The organism is Microbispora sp. CA-135349 (genome assembly GCF_050947365.1).
Lineage (GTDB): Bacteria > Actinomycetota > Actinomycetes > Streptosporangiales > Streptosporangiaceae > Microbispora.
Window position 1 is genome coordinate 1,092,120 of record NZ_CP192001.1, and the last position, 15,539, is coordinate 1,107,658.

A 15,539-nucleotide genomic window follows, 5' to 3' on the forward strand; every position below is an offset into this window, starting at 1 on the left:
ACCGGAGGCGCGGCTTTCGGTCATTTGTAGACGACGGGCTTCCTCGCCTTGCCGGGGAACACCTGGACCAGGAGTTCCACCGCGCCGTCCGGGGGATCGGGCACCTGGGTCACGAGCTTGCGGCCGCGCAGATGGACCCTGACGCGATACGAGCCCGGGCCGCGTGTGATGAGCCCCTTCACGCTCGTTCCGTCGCCGTCCACGAGCTCCAGAGACCCGGACGGGCTCTTGTACCCGACCTCGACCACCTCGTCCCAGGCTCTGGTCTCGAGCGGCGGGCGGCGCATGTAGGACTCGACCGTCACACAGGCATGGCCGATCTCGTCGGCCGCCCAGATGGCCAGCGTGCCCAGGCCGCTTCCCACCAGGTTCTTCACCAGCTCGGGGGGATTGCCCTCGTAGCCTTCTTCCCAGCCGTCGATGGTCCAGAACTCCGTCCACAACGTGGCCCGGCGCTGGCGTACGGGCCGAATCTTCGGCCGGTGCCGGGGATGCGCCGCGCAGGCCCGCTCCTTCTGGGCGACGTACGCGTCCGACTCCGCCTGCCGGCGGTCTTCCTCCGCCTGCTGCGCCCGGGCCACGGCCGGGCACAGGCTCGGCAGCACGATCGCCAGGGACGCCTGCGGGGCCTCTTGGACGGCCCGCGCGCCGGTGTCGCCCCCGTGCCGGGTCGCCAACGTGCACAGGTGGCGCCCTTGTGCGAGGACGCCCTGGTCGGAGACCTCGTCCCACCCCTCGACGCCGGAGTCGTACGGCCGGTCGTAGCCGCGAACCGCGCAAAGGAAGCGTTTGTCCGCCTCGGTCATCCCCTTGACCGTGCCGTCGCCGAATCCGTGGCAGTCGAGTTCCTGCTCGGTGCTCACCCTGCCGGGCGAGGCCGACGCCGCCGGCAGCAGGACGACCGCGGTCACCGCCAGGACGGCCGCCGTCGTGCGGACGACCGGGCCCCGGCGCACGAACGGGCGCCGGGGAGCGCGTACGGCGAGCAGGACGAGGACCGGCGGAACGCAGTCGTAGAGCCCCCACCAGATGTGCGTGGAGTACACCTCGGGCGGCCCCCACACCGCCAGGCAGGCGGAGCCGCCGAGCGCCGCGTCGAGGATCGGGAGCGGGAAGCCGGGGAGGGCGAGGACGAGCAGGACGACGGCCACGCAACGGCCGATGATCCTGGCCAGTCCGGGCCGCCCGCTCCGCAGGCTCAGACACCAGCCCGCGAAGCCCAGGACGATCAGCGGTGCCCCGTGGTACGAGAAGAGGGGGAAGTCGGTGATCGTGTATGCCCTGGGATAGACCAGTTCATATATGTTCCAGCCCGGGCAGGAAGCCGGGAACGAAACCACCACCGATACGTAGCCCTCGACGGTGTCGTCGCCGGCCAGGATCGACGTGACCCAGAAGTAGAGGGTGGGAGCCACCGCGGTCAGCGTCGCCGCCGCCCAGACCTTGGAGACGCGGTGCACCCATGATCGTCTCGGCACGAGAGCGAAGACTATTCGGCGCGTGCGACAAACGACCTACGGTCCAGCGATGTGAGGGGCGCGCGAAAGCCCCGGCCCCCCGAGGACCGGGGCTTCCGCCCCCCGTACGCCGTCGCGTCAGCCGGCGAGGGCGTCCGCGTCGCGCGTACCCGTGACGAGGTACACGACGTCGCGGGCGACGCGTACGGCGTGGTCGGCGTACCGCTCGTAGTAGCGGCCCGCCAGTGTGATGTCGATGGCGGCCTCGATCCCGTGCTCCCAGTCCTTCGACAGCAGGACGCGGAACAGCCGGCGGTGGCGGCGGTCCATCGCGTCGTCGTCCTCTTCCAGCTCCTTGGCGAGATCGATGTCGCGGGAGGCGATGCAGCTGCCCGCCTTGGTGATCAGGTTCTCGGCGATGGCGCCCATCTCGACGAACGTGTCACGCAGCTCGGCCGGGATGGCGGACTCGGGGTGGCGCATCCGGGCGAGCTTGGCGATGTGCTCGGCCAGGTCGCCCATGCGCTCCAGGTCGGCGGCCATCCGCAGGGCCGTGATGACCGTACGCAGGTCGACCGCCACCGGCTGCTGCGTGGCCATCAGCTCGTAGATTGAGGCCTCGAGCTCCTGGTGCAGCCGGTCGACCTCGGCGTCCTGGGAGATGACGCTCTCCGCCAGCTGCAGGTCGGCGTCGAGCAGGGCGGTCGTTCCCCTCGACATGGCCGACCGCACCAGGCGGGTCATCTCCACCAGGCGGTCGGTCAGGGCCGCAAGCTCTTCGTGATAGGCGTCGCGCATGGCCGCCACGCTACGCGCGGGTCGATGAACGAATTTCGACCGCCGGATGAACTTTTCCGGAAACAGGGCCGTCGTGCCAGGTCGGGCAGGTGGAAGAACCAGAAATGCCGCCTAGGCTGCTGAATGTGAACGAGTTGCTGGCGAGCCTGGCGGCGATGGGCGGATTCGTCCTCGGCTCCTTCGTCATGCTCGCGATCCGACGGCAGGCGGACAAGCCCCGCACACCCGAACCGGTGGACGACGGCCTGCCTCCGGGGGTGGCGTCGGTGCTCGCCGTGCTGCCCTCCTCGGCGGTCGTCCTCGACCGCGAGGACCGGGTGCTGCGTGCCAGCTCGGCCGCGCGCGCCTTCGGCCTCGTACGCGGGGAGTCCCTCATGGCCGCGGAACTGCTCGCGCTGGCCAGGAAGGTCCGCAGGGACGGCGAGATCCGCGAGAGCGAGATAGAGACGGCCGGACGCAAGTTCGGGCAGGAGTCCACGTCGTTCGCGGTGCGGGTGGCTCCGCTGGGCTCTCACGGGCAGGTGCTCGTGCTCGCCGAGGACCAGACCGAGCGGCAACGGGTCGAGGCGGTGCGCAGGGACTTCGTCGCCAACGTCAGCCACGAGCTCAAGACGCCGGTCGGCGCGCTGAGCCTGCTCGCAGAGACCGTGCAGGACGCGGCCGACGACCCCGAGGCCGTGCGGCGGTTCGCCGGCCGGATGCAGCACGAGGCCGCCCGCCTGACATACCTGGTGCAGGACCTGATCACGCTGTCGCGGATCCAGGGCGGCGAGCCCATCCCCGCACCCGAGCAGGTGCCGGTCGACGAGACCGTCCACGAGGCGATCGACCGGTGCAACACGAAGGCCTCGGCGAAGGACATCACGCTCGTCGCGGGCGGCGCCGAGGGCCTGAAGGTCTGGGGCGACGAGGAGCTTCTCGTCACCGCGCTGCGCAACCTCATCGACAACGCCGTCGCCTACAGCCCCGAGCACACCCGCGTCGTGATCAGCGCCAGACCGGCCGGGAACGCCGTCGAGGTCAGCGTCAGCGACCAGGGCATCGGCATCCCCGAAGGTGCGCAGGAACGCATCTTCGAACGGTTCTTCCGTGTCGACGCCGCCCGGTCACGGGCCACCGGCGGCACCGGCCTCGGCCTCGCGATCGTCAAGCACGTGGCGGTCGCGCACGGCGGCGAGGTCACGGTGTGGAGCAAGGAAGGATCCGGCTCGACCTTCACTCTTCGCCTTCCCGCGTTCGGCGGTCAGGCGGTCCCCGTACCAAGCACGACCATCCCCCAGGAGGCCGCTAAGTGACTCGGGTACTCGTCGTCGAGGACGAGGAGTCGTTCTCGGACGCCTTGTCGTACATGCTCAGGAAAGAGGGGTACGAGGTCGCGGTGGCGGCCACCGGCCCCGAGGCCCTGGACGCGTTCGACCGCAACGGTGCCGATCTCGTCCTGCTCGACCTGATGCTCCCTGGCCTGCCCGGAACCGAGGTGTGCCGCTCGCTCCGGCAGCGTTCCAAGGTCCCCGTGATAATGCTGACCGCCAAGGACAGCGAGATCGACAAGGTCGTCGGCCTCGAGCTGGGGGCCGACGACTACGTGACAAAGCCGTTCTCGTCCCGCGAGCTGGTGGCGCGCATCCGCGCGGTGCTGCGCAGGCAGGGCGACGTCGAGGAGGTGGAGTCGGCGGTCCTGGCCGGGGGACCGGTCCGTATGGACGTCGACCGGCACATCGTGGCCGTGCGCGGACGGCAGGTCCAGCTTCCGCTGAAGGAGTTCGAGCTGCTCGAAGTGCTGCTGCGCAACGCCGGGCGGGTGCTCACCCGTGGTCAGCTCATCGACCGGGTGTGGGGCGCCGATTACGTGGGCGACACCAAGACGCTCGACGTGCACGTGAAACGGCTGCGGGCCAAGGTCGAGGCCGATCCGTCCAACCCCCGCTGCATCCTCACCGTGCGCGGCCTGGGCTACAAGTTCGACCCGGCCGACGAGTGAGTCCGTACGGGCCTGTACGGCTCGTGCGGCACGTCCAGCGGTAAAGGAGCCCCTGTCCGGCCGGACAGGGGCTCCCGCACGTCTACGCGACCCGCTACTGGGCGTCCGGGGCGGGCGACCCGGAGGGGGCGGCGCCGGTGGTCGCCGGGCTCGCGGTGTCCGACGGCGCCGGGCTTCCCGTGGCCGTCGGCGAGGCCGCGGGCGTGGCCGTCGGCGCGGGCGGCAGCGTCGCGAACTCGCGGCTGCGGGCGACGACCGGAACGGTGAGCGCGACGTCGCCGGCGTTCTTGAACTGGAGCGTGAGCTGGATGCTCTCTCCGCCGCGCAGCGCCGTCTTCAGACCCTCGATCGTGACGTCGGGGGTCTTGGCGAGCGTGCCCGGCTGCAGGTCGATGGGGCTGGCCACCTTGACCGAGGTGGCCTTCTGCTCCTCCGGAACGATGCCGGTGAGCTGGTCGGCGGTCCCCGTGCTGTTCAGGAGAGTCAGGTAGAGCGGCGCCGACCCGCCGGCGGCGAGCTGCTGGCCGGAGTCCGGCCCGAGGATGAACGCCTGCGGGATCATGACGCCGTTCTTGCCGTAGGCCTTGCCGGGGCCGTCGCCGTCGTAGAGGACGCCCGCCTCGTTCGGGGCGTACGGCACATTGGTGTTGGCGTCGAAACCGGCGCCACACGCGGCCAGTGCAGGGATGGCGGCGGCGAGGAGCGCGGCAACGGCGATCGCCCTGCGACGGCTAGTGCTGGTCACGGTTCGAGATCTCCTTGGTACGCACGTGTATGGGCAGCAATCACCTTATCCGCGCCGGTCACCGGTCCGGCGTCGGCTCCCGGTCCGTACGCGCCAGCACTGCAGGTCACCCGGTATGTCCTATATGCCGATTCACAGAGTGGATGGCTTGTCAAGCCCCAAAACGAGGCTTTGACCTGCAGTTATGTTCCTTTCACTGTTCCGGGAGGCGGTAACCGCGTGGTACCCTGGAGTACAGCGGAAGGGGTACTCGTCACATGACTTTCCAGGTCGGCGACACTGTCGTCTACCCCCACCATGGGGCTGCGCGGATCGAGGCCATCACGACCCGAACCATCAAGGGTGAGGAAAAGACCTACTTGGTGCTGAAGGTCGACAAGGGCGACCTGACCGTACAGGTGCCAGCGGAAAATGCCGAACTCGTCGGTGTGCGCGACGTCGTCGGCCAAGAAGGACTCGAGCGGGTGTTCGACGTGCTGCGCATGCCGCACACGGAGGAGCCCACCAACTGGTCCCGCCGCTACAAGGCCAACCTTGAGAAGCTGGCGTCCGGAGACGTCAACAAGGTGGCCGAGGTTGTGCGCGACCTGTGGCGGCGCGACAAGGAGCGCGGCCTGTCCGCCGGTGAGAAGCGCATGCTCGCCAAGGCGCGCCAGATCCTCGTCAGCGAGCTCGCGCTGGCCGAGAAGACCAACGAGGACAAGGCGGAGGCCCTGCTCGACGAGGTGCTGAACTCCTGAACATCACATCGCCAAGGGTGGGCATCGGGGTCGATGTCCACCCTTTCGCGTCCGGCAGGGAGCTCCACCTCGCCGGACTGTTCTGGCCGGGTGAGACCGGGCTGGCCGGCCATTCGGACGGCGACGCGGCGGCGCACGCCTGCTGCGACGCTTTGCTGTCGGCCGCGGGGCTGGGAGACGTGGGCGCGCTCTTCGGCACCTCCGACCCCCGCTGGGCGGGCGCCGCGGGCGTGACCCTCCTCGAGGAGGCGGCCCGCCAGGTGCGGGCGGCCGGCTTCGAGATCGGCAATGTGGCCGTCCAGATCATCGGGAACCGTCCGAAGGTCGCGCCTCGCCGCGCGGAGGCGGAGAAGGCCCTCGGGGCCGCGGCAGGGGCGCCGGTGAGCGTCAGCGCGACCACGACCGACGGACTCGGGCTCACCGGCCGCGGCGAGGGCGTGGCGGCCATCGCGACCGCCCTGATCCTCCCGGCGTGAATGTTCCGTTCCAATCGGACATGTCAACCCGAATGAGGCCCGGAGCGTCTCACTAACGCGTGGGCGGCGGCTCGGACCAAGGCGCGGAATCGAGCCGCCGCCCTCTTTTTTCTTTCATGGGGCGCATATTTCCGTTCCGTGGGGTAGCCCACAGTTCGAGGATGAAAGGGTCACCCTCAACGGGAGGTCGATATGACAATCGAGTCCATTCTCGGCGCCATCGTCATCGGTGCGGTCATCGGCGCTCTGGGCCGCCTGTTCCTGCCCGGGCGGCAGCCGATCGGCTGGCTGCTGACGATCGTCGTCGGTATCGTCGCGGCGCTCATCGGTACCGCGATCGCCCAGGTCATGGGCGTGGCCACGACGGATGGCATCGACTGGATCGAACTGGTCATGCAGGTCGTCCTGGCTGTCGTCGGTGTCGGCATCGTCGCCGGCCTCAAGCGAGGGTCGCGGGTGTAAGGCACTCGCCGGGTAGGGCGGCCCCCGCCCTCACCCCGTAGCGCGCGCAGGCCCGTCCGGCTCCCCAGCCGGGCGGGCCTGCGCGCTGTGCGCCCCGGATCCTGCCCGCGCCGGGCCGCGCCCTTGGGCGGGCGAGCCACGAGCGGGCCTTGGGCCGGCGAGCACGAGTAGGTCTTTGGGCGGGCGAGCACGAGCAGCCGGGAAGCTGACCGCGCTCCGTGTGCCGCCGGCACACGGACATCCAGGCGGCGGCCGAGGCCGGCTGATGCGCGGTGCCGGTGTCAGCGGCCGGGTTGGCGCCGGTGTCGGGGCGTGCCCATGAGGCGAGCCGCCACGTGGCGGCGGTGCCGAAGCGTGCGCATGAGGCGAGCCGCCACGTGGCGGAGGTGTCGGGGGGTGCATGACGCGAGCCGACACGTGGCGCCGGGACCGGCGGCCGAGCACTCAACGCGTGAGGGCCGCGCGCCCGCCGCGCGCCCGCCGGGCGGGCGCGGAGCACACTCCCGCCGGGGCTGTCAGGCGGGCGGGCGGGGCGTGCTGCGCATCCGGCCCGACGGGGGCGCCATCGGCACGGTGCCTGTCTGCGTGCCTGTCTGCGTGCCCTCGGCGGCCTCCTCAGCCTCTTCGGGTTCAGGCGTGCCCTGATCGCCGCCCTCCGCGGCGTACGGCCCGCGCCTTGCGTGCTGCTCGTCCGGGTCGGCGCTGTCGGACGCGTGCGCGGGATCCGGCACGTCCCTGATCTGACGGAGGGGCTGCGTGTCGACACCCGCCTCGTCCTCGGGCTGTTCCGGCTCGGCGTCGGAGGGCTCTCCCGGCTTCGGGCGGGGGTGCACGAGGACGTCGCCGGTGTGCGGCCGTACGAGGTCACCCCAGCGCACCGGGCGGTTCCGCCGGGGCGGTGCCGGGCGGTCATCCGCCTCGGCTTCCGGTGCGGCCGCGGCGGACACCGCGGCCGACTCCGCGGCCGACTCCGCGTCGCGGGCGTGCTCGTCCACGGCCGGTTCGGTCACCGCCGGTTCGTCCACGGGCGGCTCGGTCACGGCCGGCTGGGTCATCGGCGGTGCGGGGGCCGGCTCGGCCGGCTCCGTTATGGGCGGTGTACGAGGCGCCGCCGTCGGAGGCACGACCGGCAGGGCCTCGGGGTCACCCGGCTCCTGATCCGGCACCTGGTCCGGGATGTGGTCCGGGGTGTGGTCCGGCACCTCGTCAGGAGCCCGATCCGGCTCCTGGTCCGGCACCTGGTCCTGCGGGGTCGCGGCTCCGTCCTCGGCGGCGGTTCCAGAGAGCGCTTCGGGCGGCAGCCGTAGGCCGTCCTCGTCGGTGTCGGGGGTGTCGGGGGTGCCGGGGAGGCCGGGGGTGTGGGTGTGGGACCCGGGCTCGTTCTCGGCCTGCGGAGGAGTGGCGGGCAGCGGCGGGGCGTACTCGGGTGGCGCGACGGTCTCGGAGACCGGGCTGACCGGCAGCGGGGGAACGTAACCGGGGGGAGCCACGGCCTCGGGAACCGGCTGCAGGGGCGGTGCGCCGTGCTCCTCGGCGACGACATGCGCGGGCGCGGGACGGTCCCGCTCGGCCACCGGATAGGGGGCGGTGACGACGGCCCGTCGTTCGCGCTCGGCGTCGAAGGGCACGAGGTCGTCGTCGGAGTCGTCGTCGCCGTCCAGGTCGGCCCGGTTCGTGCGCATGTGCTTCAGCAGGAGCAGCAGCAGCCACAGGCCGATGGCGAGCATCACCCAGGGCAGCAGGGCGACGACGAGAGCGCTGGCGTCAGGGTCGAAGGAGACGCCGACCGCGGTCGCGGCGTTCGCGGCGGCGGCCGCCACCAGGAGCAGAAGCAGGACGAAGCCCGCCTGTAACCGGACCAGGAAACGCGCGCCCCGCAGCAACGGCACGCTGACCAGGGCGACGACCAGCAGGACGTCGAACGCCGTGGGATACAGGTAGGCGAGCCGGGGCTCGGCACGGCCGGAGACGGCCAGGGCCCGCAGGTCGTCGAAGGACAGCGCACAGGCCACCCCGGCGAGCACCGCGAGGGCGGCGCCCGCGAGGCCGATGGCCAGGCGGCGCAGCACCAGTGGGATTCCGGAGGGGGTGTTTCGGGACGGGCGGGAGGCCGTGCCTGCCGCGCCGGGGGGAGTCACGTCCATGGCGTTTCGAGCCTACAGAATCGCGGTGACGATTGATCGCACCCCCGTGATCACCCACTTCGTGTCGAACCGGGGCCTGCGCCGGGAAACACGACCCCGCCCGGCGACGGTGTGCGCCGGGCCGGCGGCCCTCGCGGGATGCGCGCGAAGGCCGTGCGAATCGAGCCGTGCGGACTGAGCCGTGCGGACTGAAGCTTTGCCGGCCGGCGCCCATGCGGACCGCGTCGGGGGATCGCCAAAAAGATCATTACGGCTTGTGTTTCAGGTTATATCCCGACTTATGTGTCGGAAGGTTCAATGATCGGCCACGCCAAGCCGTTCATGGGGCCCAAGTAGCCCTGTGCTGCGCCGTCAGGCGTTAGCCTTGCCTTCGTGAGCCTGCACCTCTACGACACCAGCACGCGTACGGTCCGTGAATTCGTACCGGTCGAGCCCGGCCGGGTCTCGATGTATCTGTGTGGTGCGACCGTCCAGGCTCCGCCGCACATCGGGCACATCAGGTCCGGCGTGAACTTCGACGTTCTCCGCCGGTGGTTGCTGCGGCAGGGCTACGACGTGACCTTCTGCCGCAACGTCACCGATCTCGACGACAAGATCATCAGGGTCGCCGCCGAGGAAGGCGTGCCCTGGTTCGTCGTCTCCGAACGAAACCAGCGCGCCTTCGGCTGGGCGTACGACCAGCTCGGGTGCCTGCCGCCGACCGTCGAGCCCCGGGCCATGGGCCACGTGCCCGAGATGGTCGAGCTGATGCGGCGGCTGATCGACAAGGGGCACGCGTACGCGTCGGGCGGCGACGTCTACTTCGACGTGGTCTCCTACGCCGACCGGTACGGCAAGCTCTCCAACCAGAAGCTGGAGAACATGCGGGCGGCCGCCGACACCGACACCGACTCGCTCAAACGCGACCCGCGCGACTTCGCGCTGTGGAAGGGCGCCAAACCCGGCGAGCCCACGTGGCCTACGCCATGGGGCAAGGGCCGTCCCGGCTGGCACCTGGAGTGCTCGGCCATGGCGACCAAATATCTCGGCGGCACCTTCGACATCCACGGCGGTGGTGTCGACCTGATCTTCCCGCACCACGAGAACGAGATCGCCCAGTCACAGGCGGCGGGCGACGGCTTCGCGCGCTACTGGCTGCACAACGGCATGCTCAAGCTCGGCGGCGAGAAGATGAGCAAGTCGCTCGGCAACTCGCTGCTGATCCCCGACATGCTCCGCAAGGTGCGTGCGGTGGAGCTCCGCTACTACCTGGTCGCGGCGCACTACCGCTCGGCCATCGACTACTCCGACGAGGCGCTGCAGGAGTCGGCGGCCGGATACCGCCGGATCGAGGGCTTCGTCACCCGCGCCGCCGAGGTGATCCACGACGTGGACGCCGCCGCGCCGCTGCCTCAGGCGTTCGTGGACGCCATGGACGACGACCTGAACGTCTCGCAGGCGCTCGCCGTGATCCACGAGGTCGTCCGCGAGGGCAACGTCGCGCTGGCCCAGGGCAACAAGGAGCAGGTCGCCCGGCTGCTCGCCGAGACGCAGAACATGCTCGACGTGCTCGGCCTCGACCCCAGGTCGGAGCAGTGGCGGTCGACCGGCGACTCGGGGCTCCGGGAGGTCGTGGACGCGCTGGTGGCCGTCGCGCTGGAGCAGCGGCAGGCCGCGCGTGCGCGCAAGGACTACGCGGCGGCCGACGCGATCCGCGACCAGCTCGCGGCGGCCGGGATCGTGGTCGAGGACACCCCGCAGGGTCCGCGGTGGGAGCTGGCACAGTAGGCGTGGCCCTACGCTAGAGACCATGGCGGGAAGGGCTTCAGGGAAGCCGTCGAAGAAGCAGGGGCCGACCAAGGGCACGGGCGGCAAGGTCAGGCGCTCCCTGGAAGGCAAGGGAGCGACGCCGCCCGCGCACATGCGGCACTGGTACAAGGACAAGGCGCGCGCCGAGCGGATCGAGCGCGAGGCGCGGGGCGGCGGAAGTTCGGCCTCCCGTACGCCGAGCCGTACGCGCAGGGACGACGCCCCTGAGGTCATCGGCGGGCGCAACCCCGTGGTCGAGGCGCTGCGTGCCGGCGTCCCCGCGAGCGCGTTGTACGTGGCGCAGCGGGTCGACAACGACGACCGGGTCCGCGAGGCCATCAAGATCGCGGCTGATCGCGGCATCGCGCTGCTCGAGGTCAGCAGGGACAAGCTCGACCGGCTGACCGAGAGCACGGTGCACCAGGGCATCGGCCTGCAGGTCCCGCCGTACGACTACGCGCACCCCGAGCAGCTCGTGGAGCGGGCCAGGGACGCCGCCGAAGTGCCGTTGATAGTCGCCCTCGACGGCGTCACCGACCCGCGCAACCTCGGCGCCATCGCGCGCTCGGCGACCGCCTTCGGCGCGCACGGCCTGCTCGTTCCGTCGCGCCGTTCCGCGGGCGTCACGGCCGGCGCCTGGAAGACCTCGGCGGGCACCCTCGCGACCCTCCCCGTCGCCCGTGCGTCGAACCTGACGCAGACCCTCCAGACGTACCGGGAGGAGGGCCTGTTCGTGGTCGGCCTCGACGGCACCGCCACAGTGGACATCGCCGCCGTCGAGCTCGCGACCGAACCGCTCGTCGTGGTCGTCGGTTCGGAGGGCAAGGGCCTGTCCCGCCTGGTGAGGGAGTCGTGCGACCAGATCGCCCGCATCCCCATGAACGCCGCGGCCGAGTCGCTGAACGCCGGTGTGGCCGCCGGGATCGCCCTCTACGAGGTCGCCCGTCACCGTCGCCGGTGATTTCGCCGTGACGGTGAGGCCCTCGGCCCACTAAACTCGTCTGGTAACAGGCCGCCTTAGCTCAATCGGCAGAGCATCTGTCTTGTAAACAGAAGGTCTGGGGTTCGATTCCCCAAGGCGGCTCTCGTACGACAGGCCCCTGATCAGCGCTCTCGCGGTCAGGGGCCTTGTGCTTGTCCGGACAATCTTGGGCGAGTTGGCCCTGTGCCAGGGCCGCGATTGATCGGCTGAGCGTCCAACGGGGAGCGAAGGCGGGGTAGAGGGACCCCTTGCAAGGACATCCTCGCCCGGACCTCGTCGCCGGCCAGGCCGGTCAGGAGTAGGCGGCGACCATGCCGATCACGATCAGCACCAGGGACAGGGCGGTGACCGCCGATCCCGCGATCACGGCGGTCTTGCGCCCCCGCCTGGCTCTGAAGACGTACAGCACGACGTAGGGCAGGAAGGCCAGCGCGCCGAGGCCGGTGGCAGGGAGCGTCATGGCCCGCAGGACGCCCTTCGTGCCGGACGGCAGCGCCTGCTCCCCCTCAGGGGTGAGCTGAGCCCGCATCACGTCCCCCACCTCTGAGTCGGGGGATGCGGCCACCATGACCGCGTCTCCACCGCCGTCGGGGACGAACCTGCCCCTGCAGTCATACCGTCCCTGGCCGAGGGGGACGCAGGAGACGACGGTGAGGGCGCCAGAAGTGCCGATCTTCCCGGTCGCGAGCCGGAAGTCCGGCACCGCGGTCACGAACGGCAGCACGCCGAGCGCGAGCCAGCAGATCAGGAGGATGCCCATGCCGATCTTTCCCGGCATGCGGCGGCCCGGGGTCACGGTCGTGGTGAGCGCCTCAACAGCGTCGGTCAGGTCCATCAGGCCAGCATGGTTTCGTGACCTTGGGGCTGACCTGTAACAGGCTTGCCAGGCCGAGACGACCCGACCGTCCGACCCTTCCCGAGCCGCGATTCCGGCTCACGGAAGCCGAAGCACGAGCCGAACCCCACAAGGCTGGGCGTTGTCGCACCACGAGCCGCGCACTGTAGGCCGAGGGCGACGCCTGGAAAATCGCGATACCGACCGCAAGAGGAGAGAGCGCCATGGAACCCGACTACGTTCTCGCCGGCTATCGGGTCGCTGCACGCGCGAATCGGCACGATTGGCAGGACGCGGGCCTTCCCGCTGGTCTGGTGTCGCTGAGCGACTGCGTGGTGGACCTGGTGTCATCCGATCCCATTGGCTGGGACGACTGGTTCGACGGCCCCCAGGAGGCCGAGATCGCGCGCGAGCGCGCTGGTAAGCCGGGCTTGCATGTGCTCGGGGTCGGCTTCGCCACTGCCGACGTTCCCGGGCTGCTGGCCGATATCGCCGATGGAGGCTGGGACGCATCGGCCGGAAGCCTCCCGGAACGGCTGGCCTGGCGCGAGAGGTTTCCCAACCCCGGCGGCCGGCGGTTGGGGTTCGAACTGGTCGGCTTCGACAGCGGGTGCCGGCACACCTGGACCTGCCTGGGCGGTCTCGTCTCCAACGTCTACCGAGCCACCGGCGTACAGCCGGGGATCTGGGGGTTGATCCAGGATGAGCAGGACGCGCGCCGGGCCGCTCAATGGCTCACCGACTCGAATCTCGGTGACCCCAAGGTGTTTCTCTGGGCTGCCGCACTACTCACCGACGTCGCACGAGAGACCCGGACACGCTCGGAATAACTTCCTTCCGCCAGTGAACCGAGGGCTCACGTGATCCGCCGGGCTCCTGGGAGCCACCTTGGGAGCCGGAAGCTCCCTCATCGCCGGGTCAGCCGTCCTGGTCCACGTGGCACTGGCCGTGACCGCGGGATCGTGGAAGACCTGCTCCGCGATCGTCCTGGTTGTGTCACCCGCGTCAGCGCCGGTTGTCTGCCGCCCAGCGGGCTACGCGTGGTGACCGTCGATCGCCTGGACGATCGCCACGGCGTTCGCATCCAGCCAGTCGATGACGTCGAGCACGTCCTCACCGGAGATGGGGAGCAATCTGCCTGCGCTCTGTGGATCATGGTCGGCTGCGTGGGCGATCTGGTTTCGTCTTTCGGCGATCTCATTCAAGCGAGCATGGAGCTCAGGGACCTTGACGGCCGCATCGCCGGCGACTCCCGCGGAACGGATGCTTGCCACCTCCTGCCACAGATCAATGGAGCTGACGTGCGCGAAGCCCTCCTTGATCTGGCTGGGCCGGAGGAAGGACTCCCGGCCGAAATGGTCCTCCAGATGCGCGCGAAAAATCTTGGCGATCGACTGCCGGTCGTGATGGATCTTCTCGAACTGCGCGACGGAAATCTTGAGCTTCTGGAACTTCGCCGGCCTCGGTCTTGTGCTGTCCTCCGCGATCGCGACGGCTCGATCGACGATCTCCTGTTTGACCCACTGCTCGTGATAGGCGACGGCCTGGATCCAGGCGCCACGGAAGAGCTCGTCCACGTCGAACGCGGTTACCCCCAGCTCTTTCAGCCTGTTACCGCCGTAAACGAATGCGCGAGTGCGCTCCAGATTCTCGCGGAAGGTCTGCAACGCCGCCGGGGCGTGGTTGTCGACTTCGGCCGTGGGGTCCGGAACTGTGTTCTCAAGAGACCCGCGATTCCTCTGCTTGAATTCCTTGAACTCCGGGAATTGCAGAAGAATGCTGTCGTTCAATGCAGACGGGTATTGGGCCAAAACGGTATGACCGCGGTCAGTGATCTGCGTGATGCCTCTGCCGGTGCGCACCAGGAGGACGGCCTTGACCATGTAGAGGATTGCCCAATGCACCCTGTCATCGATCAGCCGCCGCTTGCTCTTGGGGAGAGTCTCGGCCAGCTCTGCCTCGGTGAGCTGGAATATTTCGGCGACCTTGGTGACGATGACACTTCTCGCGTGCTCCTGGTTGTCCGCATGTAACTGGAGGATCGGACGCATGAGTGTCTCGTAGTCGGGGATGGCCAAGGGGTTGCCCTCCGGGTGGCGATGGTCTGGCTGAAGCAGTTGTATCACTGCGCGCCTGTGCGATGTCGCGACGAGTCGTTGTCCTTGCCGGCGAAGAGGCCGTCACCGCCGCGGAGAGGGCCTCTTCGCCGTTCCTGGTCGGGCCGGAGTGGCAGGTTGGATCCCAGCGGAATGTCGTATCGGGTGAGTAGGCTGTGCGTTCCCTGTAGCGCCGTGCCGTGTTTCCAGGAGAACCTCGTGCGACTGTTGGCCTCCATTGCTGGTCTCGTCCTCATCTCGACCGGCCTGACCGCCGTGCCGGCCCAGGCCTCCTCTCCCAAGGTCGCGTACGGCTGGGCCTGGCCGGACGGGAAGGGAAAGCTCCGTTTCGTGCCGCGCGCAGCCAAGCCGATTACTGCGTACAACGGGCTCAAGACCTACCGTTTGAATCCTTTGGCCGGAGCCAAAGAGATCCGGCTCGACTACTCATCGGCCTCCTTCTACCGGACAACGGTCACATGCGGCGCCAAGGATAACGGCGGCAAATACGCTATAAGCGCCAAGGGCCTCGGCAAGACCGCGTGTGCTTCCGCCGACCTCGCCTTCGTTTTCACTCTCGGACCCACGCTTGTCCGCATCGTCTATGCGGGCACCAAGGCCACCACGATCCATCAGCTCTGGCCCGGCATCGCGACCGAGAGACCCAAGGCCGCCTTCGGCACCCTTCGATACCTCGGAGACAGAACTCCGGACTCCAGCATCAGCGGCGTCGTGATCTTCACCCCGGAGGGTGGCCGGCCGATGAAACTCGGGTACGACTGGATGGCCGGCTTCAATCGAGTCACTGAGGCATGTAACGCCGACTGGCTCACCCGCAGTGATCCGCGCATCGCCGACGAGGAGGGCGTGGGCTCAATTGCCTGCAACGCCCGTCAGATGACCGCGGTTCTCAAGCGCCTGAAGCACCCCGTTCTCGCCAAAGTCGACTACTCCCCTTTGAGAGGGAGCATGAACCAGCTATGGGAAGTCCGCCGCGAAGCCTGACGGTCCAGTGCGCCGGCAACTCCGTGACGG

The 15,539-nt window shown here is 69.5% G+C and carries 15 protein-coding genes and 1 tRNA gene; 10 read left to right on the plus strand and 6 right to left on the minus strand.

Going from position 1 to position 15,539, the window contains the following annotated elements:
• Window positions 1-20: 20 nt before the first annotated feature.
• Window positions 21-1,478, minus strand: a complete 1,458-nt coding sequence (locus ACQPZZ_RS05480) for a hypothetical protein (protein ID WP_432929545.1) — start codon at window positions 1,476-1,478, stop codon at window positions 21-23.
• A 117-nt stretch (window positions 1,479-1,595) separates the two neighbouring features.
• On the minus strand, window positions 1,596-2,255 hold the full coding sequence (gene phoU / locus ACQPZZ_RS05485) for a phosphate signaling complex protein PhoU (protein ID WP_363641900.1): 660 nt from the start codon (window positions 2,253-2,255) through the stop codon (window positions 1,596-1,598).
• Window positions 2,256-2,359: 104 nt separating this feature from the next.
• Between phoU and ACQPZZ_RS05490 the strand changes: the two genes are divergently transcribed.
• Entirely contained in the window at window positions 2,360-3,550 is a 1,191-nt protein-coding gene (locus ACQPZZ_RS05490; RefSeq protein ID WP_432929547.1) for a sensor histidine kinase, read from the plus strand.
• The gene (locus ACQPZZ_RS05495; RefSeq protein WP_363641898.1) at window positions 3,547-4,236 is read left to right on the plus strand and encodes a response regulator transcription factor; all 690 of its coding nucleotides are present in this window, start codon (window positions 3,547-3,549) and stop codon (window positions 4,234-4,236) included. The genes ACQPZZ_RS05490 and ACQPZZ_RS05495 overlap by 4 nt, the downstream gene beginning before the upstream one ends.
• Before the next feature lie 94 nt (window positions 4,237-4,330).
• Here the strand turns inward: ACQPZZ_RS05495 and ACQPZZ_RS05500 are convergent, their stop codons facing one another.
• Window positions 4,331-4,981 carry a copper chaperone PCu(A)C gene (locus tag ACQPZZ_RS05500; RefSeq protein WP_432929549.1) on the minus strand — a complete coding sequence of 217 codons (651 nt, stop codon included), beginning with the start codon at window positions 4,979-4,981 and terminating at the stop codon, window positions 4,331-4,333.
• Window positions 4,982-5,238: 257 nt separating this feature from the next.
• Between ACQPZZ_RS05500 and ACQPZZ_RS05505 the strand changes: the two genes are divergently transcribed.
• The 3 genes from ACQPZZ_RS05505 to ACQPZZ_RS05515 all read left to right on the plus strand — a co-directional run bounded on the left by ACQPZZ_RS05505 (window position 5,239) and on the right by ACQPZZ_RS05515 (window position 6,659).
• Entirely contained in the window at window positions 5,239-5,721 is a 483-nt protein-coding gene (locus ACQPZZ_RS05505; protein WP_030510364.1) for a CarD family transcriptional regulator, read from the plus strand.
• 17 nt (window positions 5,722-5,738) lie between these two features.
• Window positions 5,739-6,197: a 2-C-methyl-D-erythritol 2,4-cyclodiphosphate synthase gene (gene ispF / locus ACQPZZ_RS05510; protein ID WP_363641894.1), complete on the plus strand. Its 459-nt coding sequence runs from the start codon at window positions 5,739-5,741 to the stop codon at window positions 6,195-6,197.
• Between the two features lie 192 nt (window positions 6,198-6,389).
• On the plus strand, window positions 6,390-6,659 hold the full coding sequence (locus ACQPZZ_RS05515; RefSeq protein WP_139580418.1) for a GlsB/YeaQ/YmgE family stress response membrane protein: 270 nt from the start codon (window positions 6,390-6,392) through the stop codon (window positions 6,657-6,659).
• A 515-nt stretch (window positions 6,660-7,174) separates the two neighbouring features.
• On the opposite strand, the gene ACQPZZ_RS05520 is transcribed toward ACQPZZ_RS05515, so the two are convergent.
• A complete protein-coding gene (locus ACQPZZ_RS05520; RefSeq protein WP_432929554.1) occupies window positions 7,175-8,803 on the minus strand; it encodes a DUF2637 domain-containing protein in 1,629 nt (542 codons plus the stop codon).
• A gap of 372 nt (window positions 8,804-9,175) precedes the next feature.
• On the opposite strand from ACQPZZ_RS05520, the gene cysS reads away from it, so the two are divergent.
• The 3 genes from cysS (at window position 9,176) to ACQPZZ_RS05535 (ending at window position 11,675) form a co-directional block, all read left to right on the plus strand.
• The gene (gene cysS, locus ACQPZZ_RS05525) at window positions 9,176-10,570 is read left to right on the plus strand and encodes a cysteine--tRNA ligase (RefSeq protein WP_432929555.1); all 1,395 of its coding nucleotides are present in this window, start codon (window positions 9,176-9,178) and stop codon (window positions 10,568-10,570) included.
• Window positions 10,571-10,592: 22 nt separating this feature from the next.
• Window positions 10,593-11,552, plus strand: a complete 960-nt coding sequence (gene rlmB / locus ACQPZZ_RS05530; protein ID WP_432929557.1) for a 23S rRNA (guanosine(2251)-2'-O)-methyltransferase RlmB — start codon at window positions 10,593-10,595, stop codon at window positions 11,550-11,552.
• 50 nt (window positions 11,553-11,602) lie between these two features.
• Window positions 11,603-11,675 (plus strand) — tRNA-Thr (locus ACQPZZ_RS05535).
• A 190-nt stretch (window positions 11,676-11,865) separates the two neighbouring features.
• Here ACQPZZ_RS05535 and ACQPZZ_RS05540 read toward each other — a convergent pair.
• A complete protein-coding gene (locus ACQPZZ_RS05540) occupies window positions 11,866-12,408 on the minus strand; it encodes a hypothetical protein (RefSeq protein WP_432929559.1) in 543 nt (180 codons plus the stop codon).
• A 224-nt stretch (window positions 12,409-12,632) separates the two neighbouring features.
• Here ACQPZZ_RS05540 and ACQPZZ_RS05545 point away from each other — a divergent pair, with 224 nt between their 5' ends.
• Complete coding sequence (locus tag ACQPZZ_RS05545; protein ID WP_432929561.1) at window positions 12,633-13,238, plus strand: hypothetical protein; 606 nt, start codon at window positions 12,633-12,635, stop codon at window positions 13,236-13,238.
• A 204-nt stretch (window positions 13,239-13,442) separates the two neighbouring features.
• On the opposite strand, the gene ACQPZZ_RS05550 is transcribed toward ACQPZZ_RS05545, so the two are convergent.
• Window positions 13,443-14,486 carry a winged helix-turn-helix domain-containing protein gene (locus tag ACQPZZ_RS05550; RefSeq protein WP_432929563.1) on the minus strand — a complete coding sequence of 348 codons (1,044 nt, stop codon included), beginning with the start codon at window positions 14,484-14,486 and terminating at the stop codon, window positions 13,443-13,445.
• A gap of 237 nt (window positions 14,487-14,723) precedes the next feature.
• On the opposite strand from ACQPZZ_RS05550, the gene ACQPZZ_RS05555 reads away from it, so the two are divergent.
• Window positions 14,724-15,509 carry a hypothetical protein gene (locus ACQPZZ_RS05555; RefSeq protein ID WP_432929565.1) on the plus strand — a complete coding sequence of 262 codons (786 nt, stop codon included), beginning with the start codon at window positions 14,724-14,726 and terminating at the stop codon, window positions 15,507-15,509.
• Window positions 15,510-15,539: the final 30 nt, after the last annotated feature.